Genomic DNA, 21,939 nt, shown 5'->3' with positions numbered 1-21,939 from the left:
GATCAGCCCCGGTTCATACGGTTGTCGATCAGCTCTTGCACCACCGAGGGATCGGCCAAGGTGGAGATGTCGCCAAGCGCGCCATAGTCGTTCTCGGCGATCTTGCGCAGAATGCGGCGCATGATCTTGCCCGAGCGGGTCTTCGGCAGGCCCGGCGCCCATTGAATGAGATCCGGCGAGGCAATCGGGCCGATTTCGGTGCGGACCCATTTCACCAGATCCTTGCGCAGCTCATCGCTCGGTTCGACGCCGTTCATCAACGTGACATAAGCATAGATGCCTTGGCCCTTGATGTCGTGCGGGTAACCCACCACGGCGGCCTCGGCCACTTGCTGATGCGCCACCAGCGCGCTTTCGACCTCGGCGGTGCCCATCCGGTGGCCCGAGACGTTGATCACGTCATCGACGCGGCCGGTGATCCAGTAGTAGCCGTCTTTGTCGCGGCGGCAGCCGTCCCCGGTGAAGTAGTAGCCGCGATATTGGCCAAAGTAGGTTTCTTGGAACCGGTCATGGTCGCCCCAAACGGTGCGCATTTGGCCCGGCCAGCTGTCGGAGATGCACAGCACGCCTTCGCATTCCACTTCGCCAATCCGCACAGCGGTTTGCGGGTCAAGCACGACCGGCTTCACGCCAAAGAACGGGTTGGTGGCCGAGCCCGGCTTGGTCGCCGTGGCGCCCGGCAGCGGCGTCAGCATGTGGCCGCCGGTTTCGGTCTGCCAGAAGGTGTCGACGATCGGGCATTTGCCTTTGCCGACATAGGTATCATACCAAGTCCACGCCTCGGGGTTGATCGGTTCGCCCACCGAGCCCAGCACTTTGATGCTGGAAAGGTCATATTTCTCAACCCATTCCGGACCTTGGCCCATCAGCGCGCGGATCGCGGTCGGCGCGGTGTAGAACTGGTTCACCTTGTGCTTTTCACACACGGCCCAGAACCGGCCCGCATCCGGGTAAGTCGGCACGCCTTCAAACATCACCGTGGTCGCGCCATTCGCGAGCGGCCCGTAGATGATGTAGCTGTGGCCCGTGACCCAACCCACGTCGGCGGTGCACCAGAACACATCGCCGTCATGGTAGTCGAAGGTGTATTGATGCGTCATCGCGGCATAAACGAGATAGCCGCCGGTCGTGTGCACCACGCCCTTCGGTTTGCCGGTCGAGCCCGAGGTGTAGAGGATGAACAGCGGATCTTCGGCGTTCATCGGGCGCGGCGGGCATTCGGGCGAGACGTGATCCATGAGGTAGAGCAGGTCAACGTCGCGGCCATGCACCCACGAAATTTGGTCATTGGTGCGTTTCACCACCAAGCAGCGCACCTTGTCCGAGCAGTGCAGAAGCGCGGCATCGGTGTTGGCTTTGAGCGGCGTGCGGCGGCCCCCGCGCGGCGCGGTGTCGGCGGTGATCACCAGCTTCGCATTACAGTCGTTGATCCGGTTCGCCAGCGCGTCCGGCGAGAAGCCCGCGAACACGATCGAGTGGATCGCACCGATCCGCGCACAAGCCAGCATCGCATAGGCGGCTTCGGGGATCATCGGCAGATAGATCACAACCCGGTCGCCGCGCATGATGCCTTGCGACAACAGCACGTTTGCCATCCGGTTCACCTTCTCGGACAGCTCCTTGTAGGTGATGTGCTGGGCGGGCTCATTGGGATCATCGGGTTCAAAGATGATCGCGGTTTGCAGCGAGCGGTCTTTCAGGTGGCGGTCCACACAGTTCACCGAGGCGTTCAGCACGCCATCTTCGAACCATTTGATCGAGACTTTGCCAAAGGTGAAATCGGTGTTTTTGACCTTGGTGTAAGGCGTCATCCAATCAAGACGCTTGCCTTCGCGGGCCCAGAAGGCGTCCGGGTTCTCGATCGATTCCCGATACATCTCTAGGTATTTCTGATGATCCGCATGCGCGTTCTCGAACCCTGCCGGAACCTCGCGCATTTCGGGCGCGGTGATGGGCTGCGTCTGGGTGTTCATGGCCTCTCCTCCCAAGATGATGCGGCCCGTGGCCGCCGTCTGCCGCAAGGTCACTCCCGCGGCGCTCTACCCCACACACACTGTAAACCAATTGTGAGCGTTCATGTAAGCCCCTACGTGCAATGACTTTTTTTGTAAATTTATTGACTGAGGAGGCGATAAGCTTGTAAATTTTTTGAAAAGGCGCAGAGATTTGGCATTGCGTTTCAACCCTTTGCCGTTTCGCCCTTCACGGGTGGCAAAAGTCGATAGCGCAACCGCTGCGATGCAGCACTGCATGTGCGGCAAGCACAGTATCGCAGCCCCCGGCCAACCCATATGGGGCGCGTGGCGGTTTTCCAGCAGATTCGCAGGTGATTCGGCCCTAGCCGTCGAGTTGCGCCAAGGCGGCCCCGGCATCGGCACTATAGCGCAAAGCGGGCTCTTCAAGCCCCTGCGCACGCATCGCCGCCTCCAGCCCAGGAGCCGCGCCCACAATGACCAAATGCCCGCCCTTGCGCGCCATCTTTTGCGCCAGTTGCAAGATCATCCGCGCCCCGGTGCTATCGACAAAGCCGACCTCGGACATATCGAGCAAAATCGCGCGCGGGTGCTGCACGATCCGATCCAGCACAGAGCCCAACCGCGCGACCGAGCCAAAGAAAACCGCGCCGCGTAGGTGATAGGTCACCACATCCGGGCGCTGGGTCTCCGCATCGCTTGCATGGGTCGCGCCCTCGGCCAAAAGCGTCATCTCTGCCATATGCCGAATGAAGACGAGCCCGCCCAGCGCGAAGCCAATCACAATCCCTTCGGCCAGATCGCGGAAGGTCACCACCAAGAAGGTGACAATCAGCACCAAAGCATCGCCCCGCGATGAACGGATCAGCGCCGCCATCTCATGCCGCTCGATCATGTTCCAAGCGACAATGCCCAAAAGCCCCGCCAAAGCGGCAAGCGGAATATACCCCGCCAAAGGCGCGGCAATCAGCATGAAGGCGAGAATGAACAGCGCATGAAACACGCCCGCCACCGGTCCATGCGCGCCTGCGCGCACATTGGTCGCTGTCCGCGCAATCGTGCCGGTGACGCAAAACCCACCAAACAGCGCCGCGCCCATATTGGCCACGCCCTGCGCGACAAGTTCGGTATTGGAACGGTGCTGCGTGCCCGACATACCATCGGCCACAATCGCCGACAGAAGCGATTCAATCGCCCCCAGCAGCGTGAAACTCGCCGCCCAAGGCAGCGCGGCGCGCAACGCCTCAAGGCTGAAATCGGGTAGGCTCGGCGCGGGCAGCAAACGCGGCAAGGCGCCAAAGCGGGAATGGATCGTCTCAATCGGCAAATGCAAAAGCGTCGCCACCACGGTGACCAGCGTAATCCCCAACAACAGGCTGGGCAGGCGCGGCGCAAAGCGCTTGATCGCCTCAATCACCACCACGGTCGTAAGCGCGACTCCAATCGCGGCGGGCGTCACGGTATCGCGCGCCGCCCAAAGCGCCCCCAGCTTTTCCAAAATCGGCCCCGGCTCGCCGCCCGCCAGCGTCAGCCCCATCATGTCTTTGATTTGGCTTGCGAAAATAATCACGCCGATGCCCGCCGTGAAACCGACCGTCACCGGGTAAGGCATGTAGCGAATGGTCTGCCCAAGCCTTAGCAGCCCCAAAATCGCCAGCATAATGCCAGACAGAAAGGTCGCCAGCACCAGCCCGGACACCCCGGTTTGCGTCACACAGGCCAGCACCAAAACGATAAACGCCCCCGCCGGACCGCCGATCTGAAACCGCGACCCGCCCAGCGCTGAAATCAGAAAGCCGCCCACAATCGCGGTGAAAAGCCCGCGCTCCGGCCCCACACCCGAGGCAATCGCAATCGCCATCGAAAGCGGCAGCGCCACAATCGCCACCGTCAGCCCCGCCACCACATCCTTGCGCAGCGCCGCCAGCCCATAGCCCTCGGCAAAAGCAGTGACAGACATCGGTAAAAGGGGCTCAACCCCAGCCTTGGCAGGCGAACGGGTGGTATGCATGGACGGTGCTTTCGTTCAGGATGGCGGGACCAAACGCCCCGCCCCCGCCCTTGTCAAGCACGCACAACTCACGCTTGCGCGATTATCTCGCCCGTTTAATTCGGTGTATCCATGCGGATCACGGTGTTGATCTTGCCCTTCGCCGCCTCGGGCCACGTGACGGTGACCAAATCATGGTTCGCCCCTTGCTCCACAGTCACATAAGGCATCGCCGTCACCCGCGCATTCGCCCCATTGGTCACTGCGCCAACCGCCACCAAGCTTTCGACATTGCGCGCCCAACCGCCAAAGGGCAAATAGGCCGCCGCATCCACCGTCCAAACCGCCTGCACACTTGCCACAGTGGTCTGCACAAAGACCGGGTTCACCGTGATCTGGTTCACCGCGTTGAACATATTGTTTTCAAAAACAACATTGCGCATCCGCCAATAGTCGAGCGTGGCAAAGCTGGTATCGACCTTCTCAATCCGGTCAATCGCCCCATTGAGCGATTTGAACACATTGCCCGTCACGCTCAACCCATGCACGAAATGCCCGGTTCCATAGGGCTTGACCGAGAACCACGTCACCCAAGGCGCGCAATTGATATGCACGAAAGTGTTGCCCGTCACGGTCAGCCCGCCAAAGGAATAATCCGTCCCCAGATCGGGCGTGGCATCATATTCGTTCGTCCATTCGATGATGTTGTCGTCGATGTAATTGCCTGTCACCGCCGATTGCACATTGGTCTGGGCGAACACGAGCCCCGGCAGCCGGGTGGCATTGCTTTCATCATCGCCCTGAAACCAGTGATTGCCGATGATCAAATGCCCCGAGCCGTTGAAGATCATCGTCAGCCCAAAGCGCACAAATACAGACTCGCGGATTTTCGCGTCATTGGCATTGACGTTGAGCGCCACGCTGGTGCGGTCCTGCGCAGGCACCGACATCTCGTTTGACAGGAAATTGCACCGATCCACTGTCAGGTTCTGGCAGCCCCGCCCGGGCGAGCTAATCACCCGGTCTTTGGGCCGCACCACCCAGCAATCGCGCATCTGAAAGTTTTCGCCATTGGGTGCGAGCATCACCACGCTGGCCCAGCCGTTGCACAAAAACTCGATATTATCGAGCGTGAAGCGCGACAGCGCATCAAAGCCCGAAAAATCAAAGATGTAGCGGTCGCGCGTGAAGGTCAGTGTCCGGGTGCCCGAGCCGCCATAAAGCGGTTCCGACAAGGTGAGCGACCCCGCCCCCACATTGCGCGCCCGCACATAAACCTCGCGCCCAACGCCGGTGCCGGAGATCCGCGCCCCCACCGGAATATTGGCGATATTCGCAACCCCGGTCAGTTGATAAGCCTGCGCGCTATTATAGGTGGCCTGCGAGGTCACAACGCTCGACACCCAAGCCGGATCTTCAATCACATTGATCTGGCCATTGGTAATCACCCGGCGATTCGCAAAACTCGTCACATCGGGGCAGATCGCGGCTACATCAATCGGCCCGCTCAATTCCACCCGGCGCCCGCACAGATCAAAGCTGTTGTGATCGGTATAGCCCAAAAGCGCCTGTATCCCCTTTTTCAGCGCCAGTTCCTCATCGCCAAAGGCGCGCGCATAGGTCGGGAAATCAAAGCTGCCCGCCAATGCAAGCCGCGCCGCATCGGGCATCACCAAAGTGCCGACAAACCGCATCGGCGCGTTCAGAAACAGCGACGAGCCGATGTAATAGCTCCCCTCCGGCACCAAAATTGCGCGCCCTGCGGCGGCAGCATCGGCGGCGGCAAAAGCCGCCCGATCATTGGTCACCCCATCGCCGACAGCGCCAAAATCGCGCACATCGACCCAATCCATCATCTCGCGCAAAAACGCCTCGGTGATGTCTTCAATCTCGATGTCTTCAATCCGCACCACGCCGTTGTTGAGCCCGGTCAGATCAAGCCCAAAATGGCCATAAGCCACCCCGGTGCCCCAGTTCATATCAACGCCGCCGCGCGCGCCGGTGCCGACAATCGCGCTCACCGTTTCAACCCGCCCATAGGCCGTCAGATCGACGCTTGGCCCGACCTCATCCAGCCCGCTGACATGGGTGCCCGATGCGCTCATCGCATAGCCCGCAATCCGCACCGAACAAAGGTTGCCCGAAACCGCCTTCACCTTGGCCGTGATCCGCAAATAAACGCCGGGCAGGATCGGCGTTTGCCCCATATAGCGTAGCTTTTGCGTGGTTTGCGTCTTCACCATCTCAAGGCAGGAGCCAAAATTGGCATCCGCCGCCACCAAAGCCGCATTGGCCGCCCCGGCATAAGTGGCCGACCCCGCCGTCCCGTTTTCGCTCGACCATTGATCAAGCCCCGCTTCAAACAGGGGCGGCATAAGTGTCACTCCGTCGGTAATCGCAATATTCATCCGCCTCTCCTCTTGCTTGGCTTTGCCAAATGGCAAACGGCTCCGAGCGCGGCGCCACAGGGCCCCGCGCAGCCCTTTGGGCCACATCTGATCTGGAAATTTGCCGGGCGCACCCCGCACTCGGCTCCAGCAGAACTAGCGAGAAAGGTTAAAGAACTTCTGAGACCAGCGTGCGCCTGCGGCCTTTGCGCATCTGTCGCGCGCTTGTCACATGAGCGTCACAGCGTCATGATGGGGTCGCGCCAAAAGACCCAAGGATTGGTTGATGGCCTTCGTTTTTACCCCTGATACGCACACGGTTTCCGACACGATCCGCGCCCTTGCCTGCACGGAACTGACCCTTGCTGCCAAGCGTGCGCGCAACGCCAAACCGAACAGCTCGCCGCTGCATCGGCTGCGCAAACATATCAAGAAAACCCGTGGCCTATTGCGGCTCACCGCCCCTGCCTTCTCGGATTTCGACATCGAAAACAAAGCCCTGCGGGAGGCGGCTGCGGGCATCTCAAACCTGCGCGATGCAGAGGTGCTGCATGTGACGCTCGGCTTTTTCATGGGCGATCCGGCAAACGACACGGCCGCGCGCAAGCTCTCGCGCGCCCTGCCCGCGCCAGTGACCGCCCCCGACCCGGAAGCCATCATCCAATTTGCCGAACAGGTTGAGGCGATCCAATCGCGCGTAAAATCGTGGGAATTTGAGGCCGAGGGCTGGGATCTGCTCTCTCAAGGGCTCACCCGCACACTGCATCAAGCGCAACGCCGGATGAAAGTGGCGCGCAAGCACCCCACGGCCGAAAACCTGCATGCCTGGCGTTCGCGGGTGAAGCATCACTGGTATCACACGCGGCTGCTCACGCCGATCTGGCCCGAGATGATGGCCGCCCAAGCCAGCGCTGCCGACACATTGGGAGAGGCTTTGGGCCTGCATCATGACCTCTGCGCGCTGGAAGCCGCCCTCCCCGGCCCGCTGACCGAAGCAGAGGCCATGGCCCTTGGCGCGGCAATCACCGCGCGCAAGGATATCTTGGAACTTCAAAGCTTTGCCATCGGCGCCCGGCTTTTTGCCGACCCGCCAGAGGCGCTCGCCGCGCGGTGGGGCAAATGGTATAAGCTGTGGCGGCGCGAAACCGCGCCGCGCTGATCAGGCTTTATTCGCCAATTCCCCCGCCAAAGCACGGCGCATCAGCGCAATGGTCTCAGTCACCCCATAAAGCGCGATGAAGCCCCCAAAACGCGGGCCTTGGGACTGCCCCAGCAGCACCTCGTAAAGCGCGGTGAACCAGTTGCGCAGCGGCTCAAACGCATGGTCTTTGCCCACGGCAAACACCATCGTTTGCAGCGCATCCGCCGGATCTTCAAACTGCTCATGCAGATCGGTCGCCGGCAGCGCTTCAAGCCGCGCAAGCAGGTCTTCAATCGCCGCGCGCTCTTGGTCATTGGGCAGCCGGAAGGTCAGCGTCGGCGCGACAAAATCTTGGAAATAGCGCACCGCATAGCCTGCGGCGGCGTCCAGATCGGGGTGGGTTTCGGGGCTCGCTTCCAGCGCATAGCGTTTAATAAAGCCCCAAAGCCCGGCCTTATCCGTCGCCCCCGCAACCGAGGCGAGGTTGAGCAGCATCGCAAACGGCACCACCATATTCGACTCGGGCGGCTGACCACCGTGAATGTGCCACACCGGGTTATCGATTTGCTTGGCAACGTCCTGCGTCGGGAAGGCGCGGAGTTGCTGGTGGTATTCATCCACCGCTTTCGGGATCACATCCCACCACAACCGTTTCGCGGTTTTCGGCTTTTGATACATGAAATAGCCAAGGCTTTCCGTCGCCGCATAGCTCAGCCATTCGTCAATCGTCAGGCCATTGCCTTTCGACTTGGAAATCTTCTGGCCTTGGTCATCAAGGAACAGCTCATAGGTGAAATGCTCCGGCGCACGCCCCCCAAGCACGCGGCAAATGCCATCGTAAATCGGCGTGTTGGTGGAGTGGTCCTTGCCATACATCTCAAAATCGACATCAAGCGCGGCCCAGCGCATCCCGAAATCGGGCTTCCACTGCAGCTTCACATTGCCGCCGGTGACCGGCAGCGTCCATTCGCGGCCTTCTTCATCGTCAAAGGTGATCTCACCGTTCTTCGCATCGACGTTTTTCATCGGCACGTAAAGCACGCGCCCCGTTTCCGGGTGGATCGGCAAGAAGCACGAATAGGTCTGCTGACGTTCCTCACGGAGCGATTTCAGCATGATCGCCATGATCTGTTCATAACGCTCGGCACACAGCATCAGCATGTCATCGAACTTGCCCGATTTGTAGTAATCGGTCGCGCTTGCGAATTCATACTCAAACCCGAACGTATCCAAGAACCGACGCAACATCGCGTTGTTGTGGTTGCCGAAGCTGTCAAACTCGCCAAACGGGTCCGGCACGGCGGTCAGCGGCTTTTGGATATTGGCTTTCAGCAAATCCTGCTGCGGCACATTTTCCGGCACTTTGCGCATCCCGTCCATATCGTCGGAAAAGCACAAAAGTTTGGTCGGAATATCCGAGATAATCTCAAAGGCGCGGCGGATCATCGTGGTGCGCTGCACCTCGCCAAAGGTGCCAATATGCGGCAGACCCGACGGGCCATAGCCCGTTTCGAACAGAACATAGCCCTTCTTGGGCGGTTCCTTTTCGTAGCGTTTCAGCACCCGGCGCGCTTCCTCAAAAGGCCAGGCTTTGGAGTTCATCGCAGCGTCGCGCAGGGTGGTCATGGTCTATCCTCATACAGGCGCCCCATGCGCCTCGCGCTTGCACTATTGAACGGGCGCGCGAAGGTCAATAATTCTTGGGGACACAGCATAAGGATCAACGCCCGTGACCGACACCCTTCCCTCGCTTTCGCCGCAAGATGCGCTCGTCGCCGTGATGGTGGCGGTCTCGGTCTCCGACGAAGCGATCCGCACCTCGGAACTGATTGCCATCGAGCGGATGGTGAACCACATGCCGATTTTCGCCAGCTACGACATCGACCGCATCCGCGTCGTTGCGCAAACGGTCTATGCGCTGTTTGAAGAAGAAGAAGGGCTAGAGGCTTTGTTTGGCCTTGTCCGCGAAGCCCTGCCCGAAAAATACTTTGAAACCGCCTATGCGCTCGCCTGCGATGTGGCGGCGGCGGATGGTATTTTGCACCAGCCCGAATTGCGCATGCTTGAGGAAATCCGCTCCGAACTGGCGATTGATCGGCTGCATGCCGTGGCCATCGAATGGGGCGCGCGCGTGCGCCACATGAAGCTCTAAGCACCGCTGCACCCCTTGGTCCGGGCGCCCGTCCGGGCCAAGGCCTAGCGTGCAAAGCTGATCGGCACCGCAAATCCATAGCTGGGCTTGCTCAGCCCTTTGGGCGCGGCGGGAAACCGCCCCGCGCGTTTCACAGCAGAAAGTGCCGCCGTATCCAGCGCCGCATGGCCCGAACTGCGCGCGACCTGTGCCGCAATAAGCCGCCCATCGCGCCCTACCGTCACCTGCACCACCACCCGGCCCGAGGCCCGACCCGCCGCTTTGGGGTAGCTTTTGCGCCGCTCAATCCGCGCGCGCAACTCTGCGCCCCATTGCCGCAACAGGCGTTGCTCTTGCCCCGGCGCAAGGCGCGCGTGCGCGGCGGCGGGCGCCTTACGCCCCGCTTGCGCACCACCGCCCTGCCCCGCTGCCCGACTTTCAGCGCGCATTTCCGCCTGAGGCTCGGGCTTTGCTCGGGGCTTCGGCATGGGTTTACGCGGCACTTCCTGCGCAGGTTCCGCGAGGAGCAAAGGATCGGGCGCGGCGACCACGGGCGGGGCAAGCGGCAAAACCATCGCTGGCGCGGGCAAGCGCATCTTGGGCATCAAATCAACAAAAGCCACTGCGGCAAGGCTGGCAAGCTCTGCACCGCCCGCGCCCGCCGCCTCGGCCCCCTCCGGCACCACCGTGCGCGCGCCAAATCCCGCCATCACCGCCCCATGCAGCGCAAGTGAAAGCCCCAGCCCCAAGAGCACGACCCGCCCGCTGCTACCGGGCCGCTCTGCGCCCAAAGCCAAACTCACGGAGCCTGCTCCAACCCGACAAGGCCGATGCGGGTAAACCCGTCCGCCCGCAAGGTATCAAGCAGGCGCATCATTTCACCATAGGGCACGGCCTTGTCGCCAGACACGTAGATCCGCGCCTCAGGGTCGCGCGCCATCGCCTCGGCCAGCCGCTTCGGCAAGTCCTCGGCGCTCACCACATTCCGCCCCAGCATCAGTTGCCCATCCTCTTGCAGGCTCACCAGCACCGGCTCTGCCGGACGCGGCATGGGTTTAGCGGAAGCGGAGGGCAAATCAACCGGCACATCCACGGTGGAGAGCGGTGCCGCCACCATGAAAACGATCAGCAGCACGAGCATCACATCAATGAACGGCGTGAGGTTGATCCCCACCGCAGGAGAAAGATCATCCTCCATCACTCTGCCACCAGATGCAGCGCAGCGGGGCGGGCGAGCATCCGCGCCCGGTCCAAATCCCGCGACAAGTGCTGTTCAACCAGCGCGCGACAATCGGCGAGCGCCACGCGATAACCGCCCAAAGCCCGCGTCAGATGGTTGTAAAGCAGCACCGCCGGGATCGCCGCCACCAAGCCCAAAGCGGTGGCCATCAAGGCTTCAGCAATGCCGGGCGCGACCACGGCAAGGCTTGAAGAGCCGCTTTGCGCAATCCCCACAAAAGCGCCCATAATTCCCCAAACCGTGCCGAACAGCCCCACAAAAGGCGCAGTCGCCCCCACAGACCCCAGCACCGTTGCACCAGATTGCATCGCCCGCGCGGCCCCTGCCTCGATCCGGGCGAGTTCGCTTGCCGCGCGGTCTTTCACCCCCGCGCCGGGCAGCCCTTGCGAGGCTTGCATTTCCGCCTGCGCCGCCGTCAGCATCCGCGCCACGATCCCCCCACGCGGCAAGCGCAACTCCAGCTGCCCCGCTTTGGCAAGCGCGCGATAATCCCGCGCCAGCGCCCGGCGCGCCATGGCGATCTGCAGCAGCTTGCCCGCCCAAAGCGCCCACACCAGAACCGAGGCCGCGATCAGCCCCAGCATCACCAGTTGCACCAGATCACCCGCCGCCATGAACATCGCCAAGGGGGTGAGCGCCTCGGCCTCCTGCGCGCCGCGCAGGGCACTTGCCACGGCACCTAGGCCTAAACGCTCCAGAACCGCGATCAACATCATATCAACCGGCATCGGAACCCTCCTTCAACGTCAAATGGTTACAGCTCTCAAGGGGGTGCAGAACAAGACCACCCTCGACCGTGGCGATGTGGCAATGAATGCCAAAGACGCGGCCCAACAGATCGGGCGTCAGCACCTTTTCGGGCGCACCATCGGCAACGATCTGGCCGTGATCTAGCACCACGATCCGCGCACAAAACCGCGCCGCCAGCCCCAGATCATGCAGCGAGGCCATCACCACCCGCCCCTCAGCGGCGCGGGCGGCACAAAGCTTCATGCAGGCAATCTGATGCGCCGGGTCGAGCCCGGCGATCGGCTCATCCGCCAGCAAAATCGGCGTGTCTTGCGCCAAAGCTCGCGCCATCAGCACCCGCGCCTGTTCCCCGCCCGAAAGCGCGGTAGCGGGTCGTTCAGCCAGATGCGCCACATCCATTCGTGCCAGCGCGGCTTGCACCTGCGGCGCATCGCGACGCCCGTTTTGCGCCAAAGCGACAAGGTCAATCACCGGCATCGGCCAAGCGATCTCGCGCGCCTGCGGCAGCCATGCCGCGATGCGCGCGCGCACGGCTGGCGATAGGCGTGCAAGCGAGCTATGCCCCTCAGCCCCCACCAAGCCGAGCGCCGCGCGCAACAGCGTGGATTTGCCCGCGCCATTCGGGCCAATCAGCCCGACAAACTCCCCCGGATGCAAATGCAAATTGGTCTGTTGGAGCACGCGCCGTTTGCCCCGCAAAACAGAGAGGTTTTCAAGCACCAGATCGGTCATGCTGCCCCCCGCATCCGCCAGATCAAATGAAAGAAAACCGGCGCGCCGACCAAAGCCATCAGGACGCCAAGTTTCAGATCCTGCCCCGGCAGCACCTTGCGCACCGCGATATCGGCCGCCAGCACCAAAAGCGCCCCGCCCAAAGCCGAAGCTGGCAAAAGCCGCGCCGGGTTCGCGCCAACAAGCGGGCGCAGAACATGCGGCACCACCAGCCCCACAAAGCCCACCGTGCCCGCCACCGCCGTGGCCGCCCCCACTGCGGCTGCCGTGCCAAGGGTAATTGCCAGCCGCAACCGCCGAAGGTTCACCCCCATCGAGGCAGCCGCCTCTTCCCCCAAGGTCAGCGCCTCAAGCCCATGCGCAGACTGCGCCAGCAAAAGCCAGCCAAGCGCCATCGCCGGCGCGGCAACCGCCACCTGCGTAAAAGAGGTATCGGCAAGCGAGCCCATCATCCAAAACACGATGTCATGCGCGGCAAAGGGGTTGGGCGAGAGGTTAAGCACCAAAGCAGTCAGCGCCGAGGCGAGCGCCGAAAGCGCGATCCCGGCCAAAATCAGCGCCAAAGTGCCGCCACCCGCGCCCGCCAAAAACAAGATCGCGCCAACGTCTAGAAGCGCGCCCAAAAGCGCCGCCCCCGGCAAAGCGAGCGGTACAGTGGCGGCCAGCCCGGTTTGCAGCGCCAGCACCGCCCCGAAAGCCGCCGCTGCGGAAATGCCAATCACCCCGGGCTCGGCCAAAGGGTTGCGCAAAAGCCCCTGCATCGCCGCGCCCGCCAAGCCAAGGCTCCCCCCCACCATCACCGCCAAAATCGCGCGCGGCAGCCGAATTTCGCGCATCACAATATCAAGCGGGCCTTCGCCGCCCCAAATCAGCGCCTTCAGACTGCGGATCGGTCCAACATCGGCAACGCCCGTCAAAAGCGACAAAAGAAACAGTGCCAAAACGGCAAAGGTCAGCGCAGCCAAAAGCTTACGGTTCACTGTGCGCCCTCCTGCCCAGTGCGCAGCCCCTCGACCGCGTCCAAAACAGCAGGCAGGCCGCACACCCAATCGGGCGTTTGCACCGCCGCCTTGCGCCCGGTCAGCACATGCAACGCGGGATGGGCCATGACCTCTTCTGAGCGGGCATGACCTGCGCGGCTATGCCCCTCAATCACCAGATCGGGGTCGGCCAGCACCAAGGCCTCTAGCGGTAGAAAACTCCCCCCTTTGCGCCCCAAGCGTTCCGCCAAATGATCATATCCGGCGGTGGAAATGATCTCTGCCGCCAGACTTTGGCTGCCCGACATATAGCCCCGCGCCGACCAAGTCGCGGCAACCGGGCGCGGCCCCTCGGGCTGCTTGGCCTGCAACTGCGCCAGCCGTGTGTCAAAAGCCGCCACGATCTCCGCCGCGGCCCGGTCACGCCCCAACACCTGCCCCATCTGCAGGATATCCGCGCGCAGATCGGCAAAGCTTTGCGCGGGTTCAAAAATCTCCACCCGGATACCCAGATCGCGCAGCATGTTGACGGTGGTTTGCGCCGTATACCGCCCCGCCAGCACCAGATCGGGGCGGTCCAGATAGATCTCTTCCGCCTTGCCGTGGTTCACCTTGTAGCCCTGCGCCAGCTCGGCCAGCACCGAAACAGAGGGATCGCGCGCCAGCATCGTGACCGAGCGCAATTGCCCCGGCGCAGCCAAAAGCATCGCCAATTGATCGGTGCACAGGTTGATGGAGACCACGCGCGCAGGCGCAGGCTCTGCCCAAGCGGGAACACTGGCGGCGAGCCCCGCCGCCAGCATCAAAGCCAAACTAGAACTGCGCACGGAAACCCACATACACCGCCCGATCCGAGGCGCCATAGCCGCTAATCGTTTGATATTCTTCGTCGAAGAGGTTTTCGATATGCAGGTAAGCCTGTTTCCCGGCGCCAAAGTCATAGCGGACGCCTGCGTTGGCGACGGTGTAATTGGCCAGCGTTCCGGGCCGGTCGATCACCCGTTCGACCGTAAGAAGCCCGGTCCAATCCGGCGTCAGCGCCATTTCGGCACTCAGGTTCAGATCATGGCGCGCAACGCCCGCCCAAGCATTGGCCGCCATGCCTGTGCCCGCGCTTTGGATATAGGTGTAATTGCCCTTGAGCGTGAGCCGCTCCGTCACCGCCGCCTCGGCCTCAAGCTCTAGTCCGCTGCGCCGGGTGGTGCCGGGCACTTGCGCATAGCAACCAAAAGCCTGCCCGCAAGAGGTCGCGGCATAGTCAAACCCAATCAGGTTTTTTGCCTCAAGCCAAAACGCCGTCGCGCGCAGGCTGGCCGCCTCTCCCCAGCGTTTTTCGACCCCAAGCTCGGCGCTGGTGCTTTTTTCAACCGCCATCGCCGCATCGCCATAGGGGCCGTAAAGCTCATAAAGCGAGGGCGCGCGGAAGCCATTGCCAAGCGAAGCCCGCAACAGCAGATCTTCTTGCAGTCGATAAACACCAGAGAGCCGCGCCGAGGTGAAACCGCCATAAGTTTCATGGTCGTCATGGCGCAGCGTGGCCGAAAGGTCCGCCCGGTCGCTCACCGCCCAGTTCAACTCAGAAAACACGCCCAAAGTGGTGACGCTGCCCTCGCCTTCCACCGACTCCCGCTTGCGATCCGCCCCAAAGATCACCCGTGCAGAGGCGCCGAGATCGGCCGCCCCCGTGTAAGACAGTTTCACCCGTTTGCCGTCAAAATCCGAAGGGGCTGTTGCCCCGTAAGAATAGCTTTGCCGGTCTGATCGGTAATAGCTCGCCTCGATCTTATGGTCGAAAGCGCCTGCGGTGATTTCGGTAAAAGCGCGCAACCCGGTGGCGCGGCGGTCGGTGTAATCTTGGCCGATATTGGCTGCGGTATCGCCCGACCAGACATCATTCTCGCCCCGGCTGTCTTCAAAAAAGCCATTGAGCCCCACCGTCACCGCATCGGTCACCTGATATTGCCCAAAGAAGCCAATCCGGTTCGCACGGAAGCCATCGGGCTCAAAATTCCCGTCGTTTTCCTCCTTGGCGGAAAAGCCGTTTGAAGACAGATGCGACAGCGTAACCGAAACCTCACCCCGTTCGGTTTTGGCCGCATAGGCATAGCTGATCTTTTGCGTGGCATAGCTGCCGTATTCCACCGCAAAGCGCTGCGCAGTGCCAAGCTCTTGCGCGCGGAAGCTTGTCAGGTTGATCACGCCGCCGACCGCGTTTGACCCGTAAAGCGCCGATTGCGCGCCGGTTAGCACTTCGACCCGGTCAATCCCTGCCACCCCCAAAGTGCCAAAGTCAAAATCGCCCTTGCCCGCGGCGGGATCACCCATCTCGATCCCATCCAGCAAAACAGGCACATATTGCGCCGGCGCGCCGCGCAAAGTGATGGTCGAAGCCGTTCCCGCCGGGCCGTTGGATTTGAAGCTGAGCCCCGGCATTTGCGCCAGCGCTGCACCAAGTCGCGTGTAAGGCGCCGTGGCCAAATCTTCGCCCGTTGCCACATGCACCGTGCTGCCCGAACGGTCCGGGTCGGTCGCCTCCAAATTGGCGCGCACCAAAATATCATCAAGCATCATAAAGTCTTGCGCCACCGCAAGCCCCGGCAAGCTTAGGCAGGTGGATACGCAAAGAAAGCGCCGAAGCGCTGGATAGAACGTCATAGACCATTCCCCCCGGGCCCCCAACGGCCCGACATGACAAGCGCAGGCCAAGGGCCTGCAATGCGAATGCTGCGGGGAAAAAACCCGCAGACGGCGACATGTCACCACTGCGGATCAAGCCGCTTCCATGGCACGCCCCGCGCCCGGAAAGGGTGATCGCTCAAGCAGGTCTCCTGGCTCACGGGTCGTCGCTTCATCGGCCTTCCCGGGGCATTGCCCAGTGGCATGTCGATGTCGCTCACCGCTCACAGTTGCGGGGGCAGCCACGGCTTCGGCTTGGGGCCGTTCCGTGTTCCCTTTTCATCCGGCTCCCACCGGAACTTGAACGCACACAAGGGATAATAATTTACCGTTTCAGTCAAGCGTTCACGGCTGCGACAGATTCTCCGCGCCGCGGTCATAGGCGAGCCAGATCAGACGGGCGAGGTCTTGGTCGATCACCCCGGTTTCTGTGGCGGCCTCTTGCTCCGCTGCCAGCCGTTCAAGCGTAGGGGCCGTTAGCCCATGCGCCTGCACAATCGCGCGGAAAAGCGCGTTGTCTTTGAAAACGCCACGGGCCGGAAAGCCCACAGCCTCATCTTCTCCCAGCACTTTGGGAAGACGATCGCGCAAAGCGGGCATGCCTGCGGGGCCACCCGCCAAGATATTCAGCACCGTTTCCAGCGGCAGGCCGGCGCGGCGCGCAAGCGGCATCATATCGGCAAGGCCCGCCCAATAGGCTTGCAACATCCCGTTATTGATCACTTTCATCACCAGCCCCGCGCCCAAAGGCCCGGTGTGGAAGATGCGCGCGGAAAGCGGCGTCAGCACCGCGCGCGCGGACTCGGCATCCGCCTCTGTGCCGCCAATGAAAATGCCGCAATTGCCCGCGCGCACCAGTTCCGGCCCGCCCGAAATTGGCGCATCCACCGCGCGCGCACCTTTGGCCGCCAGCGCAGCGGCGCGGGCCTGCAACACTTGCGGGTTCGCGGTGCTCGTGTCGATGATCAACCGCCCCTCCAGCGGCACATCAAGCAAAGCATCCAGCACCGCGCCCACGGCGGCATCGTCATAAAGGCTCAGCACCAAAACCGTGCTTTGCGCCACCAGATCGGCCAAGGTCGCGGCAAAGGGCACGCCCTCCACCGCGCGGCCACTGCGGGTCCAGCCACAAACCGTGCCGCCCTGCCCCGCCAACCGTTCGGCAATGGCTGCGCCCATCCGGCCCAGCCCGATCACACCAATCTTGTCCATCCTGCCCTCCATCGCTTCGATGCAGTGTGGCGCATGCGGGCGGCTGCGCCACACGACAGGGTGCCGCAGATCACGCGCCGAAGGTGCGCTCCAACACGCCAAGCCAGTTTTCATGGGCGATTTTGGCGATCAGTTCTTCGCCATAGCCATGTTCGCGCATTGCGCCAATCAGCCCTTGCAGCCCCGCCACATCGCCCAGAACCTCGGCCACATCGGCCCCATCAAAATCGGAGCCAAGGCCCACATGATCCTCGCCCAGCCGTTCGAGCAGGTAATCAAGGTGGCGCAAGGTGGGTACCCAGCCGCGATCCGCCGCCTTCAACCCATCTTCATTGAGGAAGTTGACCGCGTAATTCACCCCAACCATGCCGCGGCTTTCACGGATCATCTTCAACTGCCGATCGGTCAAGTTGCGCGACGAGGGGCAGATTGCATGGGCATTGGAATGGGTGGCGACCAGCGGCGCATCAGAAAGCCGCGCCACATCGTCAAAGCCTTTTTCGTTGAGATGGCTTAAATCCACCAAAACTTTGAGCGCATTGCATTCTTTGACAAGCCGCTTGCCTGCCTCCGTCAGCCCCGGCCCAGTATCGGGCGAGGAGGGGAAGCAAAACGGCACGCCGTGACCAAAGATCGTGGGCCGCGACCAGACCGGGCCGAGCGAGCGCAGCCCCATCGCATGGAAACTGTGCAGCGCATCAAGGTCTTCATCAATCGCCTCGGCCCCTTCCATATGCATCAGGCCCGCAATGACCCCCTCGGCCATCGCGGCGCGAATCTCCCCCGACGTGTGGCACAGCCGGAACGCGCCCTTCGCGGCGCGCTCCATCCACAAAAGATGCCCCGCCGCCGCAAAAGCCACCGGAAGACCGCCTTCAAAATCAATCAAATCGGGCAGCGGCAGCGCATAGGGCGGGTTGTCCATCTGCGTCATGACCTCCGCAAAATCATGCGAAACGGGGGACGGCACATAGATCGCAAAAAAGCCCCCCGCAAAACCGCCCGCCTGCATCCGCGGCAGGTCCAGATGCCCTTTCCCCTCCCCCGTCAGCCAAATTTCTTCACGCTTTTCGGGCACTTGCAGGATGCGGTAGAGAATATCGTTATGGCCATCAAACACGGGCGTCATGCGGTTTCCTTCGGGGGTGTTTCCAGCATCCGGTTCGCCGAAGCGGCAAAGAGGGAGCGGGCGTAGTCTGTCTTCATATTGGCGCTGGCAAGGTCTGCACGGGCCAGTTCTTCCACCGCGCCACCATGTTGCATGACCAAAATCCGGTCGCACATATGGTCGATCACGGCCAAGTCATGGCTGACCATCAAGAAGGTCAGCCCATGTTCATCGCGCAGCCGATTAAGGAGGTTCAGCACTTCGGCTTGAACCGAAGCATCCAGCGCCGAGGTCGGTTCATCGAGCAGCAAAATCTCTGGCTCCAGCATCAGCGCACGGGCAATCGCCACACGCTGGCGCTGCCCGCCCGAAAGCTGGTGCGGGTAGCGAAACCGGAACGAACTCGGCAGCCCCACATCTTCCAAAGCGCGCACCACGCGGGCATCGGAATTGCCGATCCCGTGGATCGCCAGCGGCTCAGAAAGCGTGCGGTCAATCGTGTGGCGCGGATGCAGGCTGGCATAAGGGTCTTGGAACACCATCTGCACACGGGTGACGAAGTTTTTCGCCCGCTTCTCGGTCAGCCTTTCGCCCGCAATGCGAATCTCACCGCCCGAGATTGGCGCAAGGCCGCAAATCGCACGCAGAATGGTGGATTTGCCCGAACCGCTTTCGCCCACAAGGCCAAAACTTTCCTTGGCACCGACGCTGAGGCTGACGTTTTTCACCGCCTGCACCTGCCGCCCCTTGGCCGCGAAGGTGACGGAGAGGTTGTCGATCTCGATAAAATCAGACATTGGCCCAGTCCCCCGTGCGGTCAAGCCCCGGCAAAGGCTCCCGGCTGCCGCCGATTTTTGGCAAGCAATTCAACAGCCCCTGCGTGTAGGGATGGCGTGCATTCATCAGATCGCCCGCCGCCAATTCCTCGACAATGCGGCCGTGATACATGACCAACACCCGGTCGCAGAACTGCGCGACAAGCCGCAAATCGTGGCTGATGAAAATCAGCCCCATGCCGCGCTCGCGCACCAGATTGTCCAAAATCGCCATCACCTCGGCTTGCACCGTGACATCAAGCGCCGAGGTCGGCTCATCGGCGATCAACAGATCTGGTTCCGGGATCAGCATCATCGCAATCATCACGCGCTGGCCCATGCCGCCCGAAAGTTCATGCGGCCAAGCCTCCATCACCCGTTCCGGGTCGCGGATTTGGACGGCTTCGAGCGCGGCAATGGCTTTTTTGCGCGCCTCGGCCCGGCCCAGCCGGTCACGGCGCAAAAGCCCCTCCATCAGCTGCGCGCCCACCCGCATCACCGGGTTGAGCGAATATTTCGGGTCTTGCATCACCATTGCGAGCCGAGGCCCGCGCAGGGCGCGCATTTGCTTCTCAGACGCGGTGGTCAGATCAATCCCGTCAAAGAGCATCCGATCCGCCTCAATCCGCCCCGGCGGGCGAATGAGCCGCAGGACCGATCGGCCGGTGATGGTTTTGCCCGAGCCACTTTCGCCCACGATCCCAAGCCGTTCGCGGCCAAGGCCAAAGCTGACGCCGCGCACCGCCTGCACCGGGCCAGTCTCGGTTTCAAAGGTGACGCGCAGGTTTTCAATCTCTAGCAAGCTCATCGCGAGGCACTCCGCGGGTCCAGCACATCGCGCAGACCGTCGCCCAAAAGGTTGAAGCCAAGCGACACGGCAAAGATCGCAAGGCCCGGCATGGTGGCGACCCACCATTGCTCAAACAGGAACTTGCGCCCCGAAGAGATCATCAGCCCCCATTCGGGCAGCGGCGGCTGCACGCCAAGGCCCAAGAACCCAAGCCCAGCCGCGATCAAGATCACCCCCGCCATATCCAGCGTGACGCGGATGATCACGGACGGCAGGCACATCGGCATCACATGACCCCAAATGATCCGCCCCGCGCCCGCACCTTGCAGCCGCACCGCGGCGATGTAATCCGAATTGCGCACGGTGAGCGTTTCGGCCCGCGCGACACGGGCATAGGGCGGCCAAGCGGTGAGCGCGATGGCAAGCACGGCATTCACAATCCCCGGCCCCAGCACCGCCACAAGGGCAAGCGCCAAAATCAGCCGCGGGAAAGCCAGAAAGATATCGGTGATCCGCATCAAAACGGTATCGACGATGCCGCCGAAATAGCCGGCGACCGTGCCGATCAAAAGCCCAATCACCGGGGCCGTCGCCGCGACAAGCGCAACGATGTAAAGCGTGATCCGCGCGCCATAGACGATGCGTGACCAGATATCGCGGCCAAAATCATCGGTGCCGAGCCAATGGCCCGGCGTGCCGGGCGGCAACAGCCGTTGCGCGAGGTTTTGCACAAACGGGTCATGCGTGGCAAAGAGTGGCGCAAAAGCTGCCATCGCGCACAAGAGCACGATGATGGCCAGCCCCAGCATCGCCAAATGATTGCGTTTTAGCCGCAGCCACGCGAGCCAAGCTTGCCCCAAACGGGCCTGCGCACGCGAGGAAGGCGACGGGTCAGAGAGCCACTGAAAAAGCGATTGGGTCATGTGCGCGCCCTCGGGTCGACAAGGCGATAGACGATGTCAGACACCATGTTGAGCGTGACAAAAACCACCCCCACCACCACGGTGCCGCCCAGCACAGCGGGCATATCGGCGGCAAAAAGCGCATCTGTGATATAGCTGCCCAAGCCCGGCCACGCGAAAATCGTCTCGGTCAGCACCGAGCCCTCAAGCAGGTAGGCATACGAAAGCGCCACAACGGTGATCAGCGGCACCGAGACATTGCGCATCGCATGCACCCAGATCACCCGCCATTCGGGCATCCCTTTGACCCGCGCGGTGGTGATATATTCTTGGCTCAACTCGCCCAGCATGAAGCTGCGCGTCATCCGGCTGACGTAAGCCATGGACACATAACCCAAAAGCCCGGCGGGCAGGATGATATGGGTGACCGCATTGGCAAACATATCCCACGCGCCATTAAGCGCGGAATCGATCAAAATCGCCCCGGTGTAGCGCGTCAGTGTGAATTCGAGCATCATCTCATAGCTGGCGTCGAGCCGACCCGGCCCGCCGACCCAATCCAGCTTGCCGTAAAAGACCAAAAGCCCAATCAAGCCAAGCCAGAAGACCGGCATCGAATAGCCCACAAGGCCCACCAGCCGCACCACTTGGTCGGCAATCGAGCCCGGTTTGGTGGCGGCCAGCACGCCCGCAGGCACACCCAAAATCACACCAAGGATCGTGCCGAGCGTGGCCAGTTCCAACGTCGCGGGGAAGCGGCGGGCAATTTCCGTCAGCACCGGTTGCTGACTGCGGATCGAAGTGCCCAGATCGCCGTGCAGCGCATCGCGGACATAAATGTAAAACTGCTGCCAAAGCGGCGCATCAAGGCCCAGCGCCTGACGCGCGGCCTCATATTGTTCCTGCGTGGCGCGCTCGCCAACGATCGACAACACCGGGTCAATCGGCACAACGCGGCCGATCACAAAGGTGACCAGCAACAGGCCCAAAACAGTAATGGCAAGGGTGACAATCCCGCCAGCCACACGACGCAAAAGGTCGGGCCAGCGAGACGCGGCGGGGGCTGTGGTCTCGGATACGGACATGAGGGGAAGGCCCCGCCGCGCGAAAAA

The 21,939-nt window shown here is 62.0% G+C and carries 19 protein-coding genes and 1 riboswitch; of the genes, 2 read left to right on the top strand and 17 right to left on the bottom strand.

Going from position 1 to position 21,939, the window contains the following annotated elements; genetic code table 11:
* Nucleotides 1–2: 2 nt before the first annotated feature.
* From acs to CRO18_RS08670, 3 genes are all read right to left on the bottom strand, one after another.
* Nucleotides 3–1,973, bottom strand: coding sequence for an acetate--CoA ligase (gene acs / locus CRO18_RS08680; protein ID WP_097081829.1), 1,971 nt, complete (start codon nucleotides 1,971–1,973; stop codon nucleotides 3–5).
* Between the two features lie 364 nt (nucleotides 1,974–2,337).
* A complete protein-coding gene (locus CRO18_RS08675; protein ID WP_249276020.1) occupies nucleotides 2,338–3,933 on the bottom strand; it encodes a SulP family inorganic anion transporter in 1,596 nt (531 codons plus the stop codon).
* Nucleotides 3,934–4,079: 146 nt separating this feature from the next.
* Complete coding sequence (locus tag CRO18_RS08670; protein ID WP_097081827.1) at nucleotides 4,080–6,371, bottom strand: glycosyl hydrolase family 28-related protein; 2,292 nt, start codon at nucleotides 6,369–6,371, stop codon at nucleotides 4,080–4,082.
* A gap of 265 nt (nucleotides 6,372–6,636) precedes the next feature.
* Here CRO18_RS08670 and CRO18_RS08665 point away from each other — a divergent pair, with 265 nt between their 5' ends.
* Nucleotides 6,637–7,509 (top strand): CHAD domain-containing protein, encoded by an 873-nt coding sequence (locus tag CRO18_RS08665; protein ID WP_097081826.1) that lies wholly within the window; start codon nucleotides 6,637–6,639, stop codon nucleotides 7,507–7,509.
* Here the strand turns inward: CRO18_RS08665 and CRO18_RS08660 are convergent, their stop codons facing one another.
* Complete coding sequence (locus CRO18_RS08660; protein ID WP_097081825.1) at nucleotides 7,510–9,117, bottom strand: lysine--tRNA ligase; 1,608 nt, start codon at nucleotides 9,115–9,117, stop codon at nucleotides 7,510–7,512.
* Nucleotides 9,118–9,220: 103 nt separating this feature from the next.
* Here CRO18_RS08660 and CRO18_RS08655 point away from each other — a divergent pair, with 103 nt between their 5' ends.
* Nucleotides 9,221–9,643 (top strand): tellurite resistance TerB family protein, encoded by a 423-nt coding sequence (locus CRO18_RS08655; protein ID WP_076485569.1) that lies wholly within the window; start codon nucleotides 9,221–9,223, stop codon nucleotides 9,641–9,643.
* Between the two features lie 44 nt (nucleotides 9,644–9,687).
* Here CRO18_RS08655 and CRO18_RS08650 read toward each other — a convergent pair whose 3' ends face one another.
* The 13 genes from CRO18_RS08650 to CRO18_RS08590 all read right to left on the bottom strand — a co-directional run bounded on the left by CRO18_RS08650 (nucleotide 9,688) and on the right by CRO18_RS08590 (nucleotide 21,912).
* Nucleotides 9,688–10,425, bottom strand: coding sequence for an energy transducer TonB (locus tag CRO18_RS08650; protein ID WP_143128618.1), 738 nt, complete (start codon nucleotides 10,423–10,425; stop codon nucleotides 9,688–9,690).
* Nucleotides 10,422–10,820, bottom strand: a complete 399-nt coding sequence (locus tag CRO18_RS08645; RefSeq protein WP_097081823.1) for a biopolymer transporter ExbD — start codon at nucleotides 10,818–10,820, stop codon at nucleotides 10,422–10,424. Before CRO18_RS08645 ends, CRO18_RS08650 begins: the two co-directional genes overlap by 4 nt.
* Nucleotides 10,820–11,590: a tonB-system energizer ExbB gene (exbB, locus tag CRO18_RS08640; protein ID WP_097081822.1), complete on the bottom strand. Its 771-nt coding sequence runs from the start codon at nucleotides 11,588–11,590 to the stop codon at nucleotides 10,820–10,822. The genes CRO18_RS08645 and exbB overlap by 1 nt, the downstream gene beginning before the upstream one ends.
* On the bottom strand, nucleotides 11,580–12,344 hold the full coding sequence (locus CRO18_RS08635; protein ID WP_097081821.1) for an ABC transporter ATP-binding protein: 765 nt from the start codon (nucleotides 12,342–12,344) through the stop codon (nucleotides 11,580–11,582). The genes exbB and CRO18_RS08635 overlap by 11 nt, the downstream gene beginning before the upstream one ends.
* On the bottom strand, nucleotides 12,341–13,324 hold the full coding sequence (locus CRO18_RS08630; RefSeq protein WP_097081820.1) for an iron ABC transporter permease: 984 nt from the start codon (nucleotides 13,322–13,324) through the stop codon (nucleotides 12,341–12,343). Before CRO18_RS08630 ends, CRO18_RS08635 begins: the two co-directional genes overlap by 4 nt.
* Entirely contained in the window at nucleotides 13,321–14,163 is an 843-nt protein-coding gene (locus tag CRO18_RS08625; RefSeq protein WP_170952608.1) for an ABC transporter substrate-binding protein, read from the bottom strand. The genes CRO18_RS08630 and CRO18_RS08625 overlap by 4 nt, the downstream gene beginning before the upstream one ends.
* Entirely contained in the window at nucleotides 14,138–15,979 is a 1,842-nt protein-coding gene (locus CRO18_RS08620) for a TonB-dependent siderophore receptor (protein ID WP_097081818.1), read from the bottom strand. The genes CRO18_RS08625 and CRO18_RS08620 overlap by 26 nt, the downstream gene beginning before the upstream one ends.
* 145 nt (nucleotides 15,980–16,124) lie before the next feature.
* A riboswitch (cobalamin riboswitch) is annotated at nucleotides 16,125–16,319 on the bottom strand.
* A gap of 26 nt (nucleotides 16,320–16,345) precedes the next feature.
* Nucleotides 16,346–17,212 carry an NAD(P)-dependent oxidoreductase gene (locus CRO18_RS08615; RefSeq protein ID WP_170952607.1) on the bottom strand — a complete coding sequence of 289 codons (867 nt, stop codon included), beginning with the start codon at nucleotides 17,210–17,212 and terminating at the stop codon, nucleotides 16,346–16,348.
* 70 nt (nucleotides 17,213–17,282) lie between these two features.
* Complete coding sequence (locus CRO18_RS08610; RefSeq protein WP_097081816.1) at nucleotides 17,283–18,341, bottom strand: dipeptidase; 1,059 nt, start codon at nucleotides 18,339–18,341, stop codon at nucleotides 17,283–17,285.
* Entirely contained in the window at nucleotides 18,338–19,117 is a 780-nt protein-coding gene (locus tag CRO18_RS08605; protein WP_097081815.1) for an ABC transporter ATP-binding protein, read from the bottom strand. The genes CRO18_RS08610 and CRO18_RS08605 overlap by 4 nt, the downstream gene beginning before the upstream one ends.
* Nucleotides 19,110–19,943: an ABC transporter ATP-binding protein gene (locus CRO18_RS08600; protein WP_097081814.1), complete on the bottom strand. Its 834-nt coding sequence runs from the start codon at nucleotides 19,941–19,943 to the stop codon at nucleotides 19,110–19,112. The genes CRO18_RS08605 and CRO18_RS08600 overlap by 8 nt, the downstream gene beginning before the upstream one ends.
* Entirely contained in the window at nucleotides 19,940–20,848 is a 909-nt protein-coding gene (nikC, locus tag CRO18_RS08595; protein ID WP_097081813.1) for a nickel transporter permease, read from the bottom strand. The genes CRO18_RS08600 and nikC overlap by 4 nt, the downstream gene beginning before the upstream one ends.
* Entirely contained in the window at nucleotides 20,845–21,912 is a 1,068-nt protein-coding gene (locus tag CRO18_RS08590) for an ABC transporter permease (protein WP_097081812.1), read from the bottom strand. Before CRO18_RS08590 ends, nikC begins: the two co-directional genes overlap by 4 nt.
* Nucleotides 21,913–21,939: the final 27 nt, after the last annotated feature.

The organism is Rhodobacter sp. JA431 (assembly GCF_900217725.1).
In the GTDB taxonomy this organism is placed as follows: domain Bacteria; phylum Pseudomonadota; class Alphaproteobacteria; order Rhodobacterales; family Rhodobacteraceae; genus Rhodobacter; species Rhodobacter aestuarii.
This window is presented reverse-complemented; position numbering and strand designations above follow the sequence as displayed.

Excerpts from the sequence above, each read along its gene's own strand:
- acs (WP_097081829.1), bottom strand. The coding sequence starts at position 1,973 with ATGAACACCCAGACGCAGCCCATCACCGCGCCCGAAATGCGCGAGGTT.
- CRO18_RS08675 (WP_249276020.1), bottom strand. The coding sequence starts at position 3,933 with ATGTCTGTCACTGCTTTTGCCGAGGGCTATGGGCTGGCGGCGCTGCGC.
- CRO18_RS08670 (WP_097081827.1), bottom strand. The coding sequence starts at position 6,371 with ATGAATATTGCGATTACCGACGGAGTGACACTTATGCCGCCCCTGTTT.
- CRO18_RS08665 (WP_097081826.1), top strand. The coding sequence starts at position 6,637 with ATGGCCTTCGTTTTTACCCCTGATACGCACACGGTTTCCGACACGATC.
- CRO18_RS08660 (WP_097081825.1), bottom strand. The coding sequence starts at position 9,117 with ATGACCACCCTGCGCGACGCTGCGATGAACTCCAAAGCCTGGCCTTTT.
- CRO18_RS08645 (WP_097081823.1), bottom strand. The coding sequence starts at position 10,820 with ATGGAGGATGATCTTTCTCCTGCGGTGGGGATCAACCTCACGCCGTTC.
- exbB (WP_097081822.1), bottom strand. The coding sequence starts at position 11,590 with ATGCCGGTTGATATGATGTTGATCGCGGTTCTGGAGCGTTTAGGCCTA.
- CRO18_RS08635 (WP_097081821.1), bottom strand. The coding sequence starts at position 12,344 with ATGACCGATCTGGTGCTTGAAAACCTCTCTGTTTTGCGGGGCAAACGG.
- CRO18_RS08625 (WP_170952608.1), bottom strand. The coding sequence starts at position 14,163 with ATGTGGGTTTCCGTGCGCAGTTCTAGTTTGGCTTTGATGCTGGCGGCG.
- CRO18_RS08620 (WP_097081818.1), bottom strand. The coding sequence starts at position 15,979 with ATGACGTTCTATCCAGCGCTTCGGCGCTTTCTTTGCGTATCCACCTGC.
- CRO18_RS08615 (WP_170952607.1), bottom strand. The coding sequence starts at position 17,212 with ATGGACAAGATTGGTGTGATCGGGCTGGGCCGGATGGGCGCAGCCATT.
- CRO18_RS08610 (WP_097081816.1), bottom strand. The coding sequence starts at position 18,341 with ATGACGCCCGTGTTTGATGGCCATAACGATATTCTCTACCGCATCCTG.
- CRO18_RS08605 (WP_097081815.1), bottom strand. The coding sequence starts at position 19,117 with ATGTCTGATTTTATCGAGATCGACAACCTCTCCGTCACCTTCGCGGCC.
- CRO18_RS08600 (WP_097081814.1), bottom strand. The coding sequence starts at position 19,943 with ATGAGCTTGCTAGAGATTGAAAACCTGCGCGTCACCTTTGAAACCGAG.
- nikC (WP_097081813.1), bottom strand. The coding sequence starts at position 20,848 with ATGACCCAATCGCTTTTTCAGTGGCTCTCTGACCCGTCGCCTTCCTCG.
- CRO18_RS08590 (WP_097081812.1), bottom strand. The coding sequence starts at position 21,912 with ATGTCCGTATCCGAGACCACAGCCCCCGCCGCGTCTCGCTGGCCCGAC.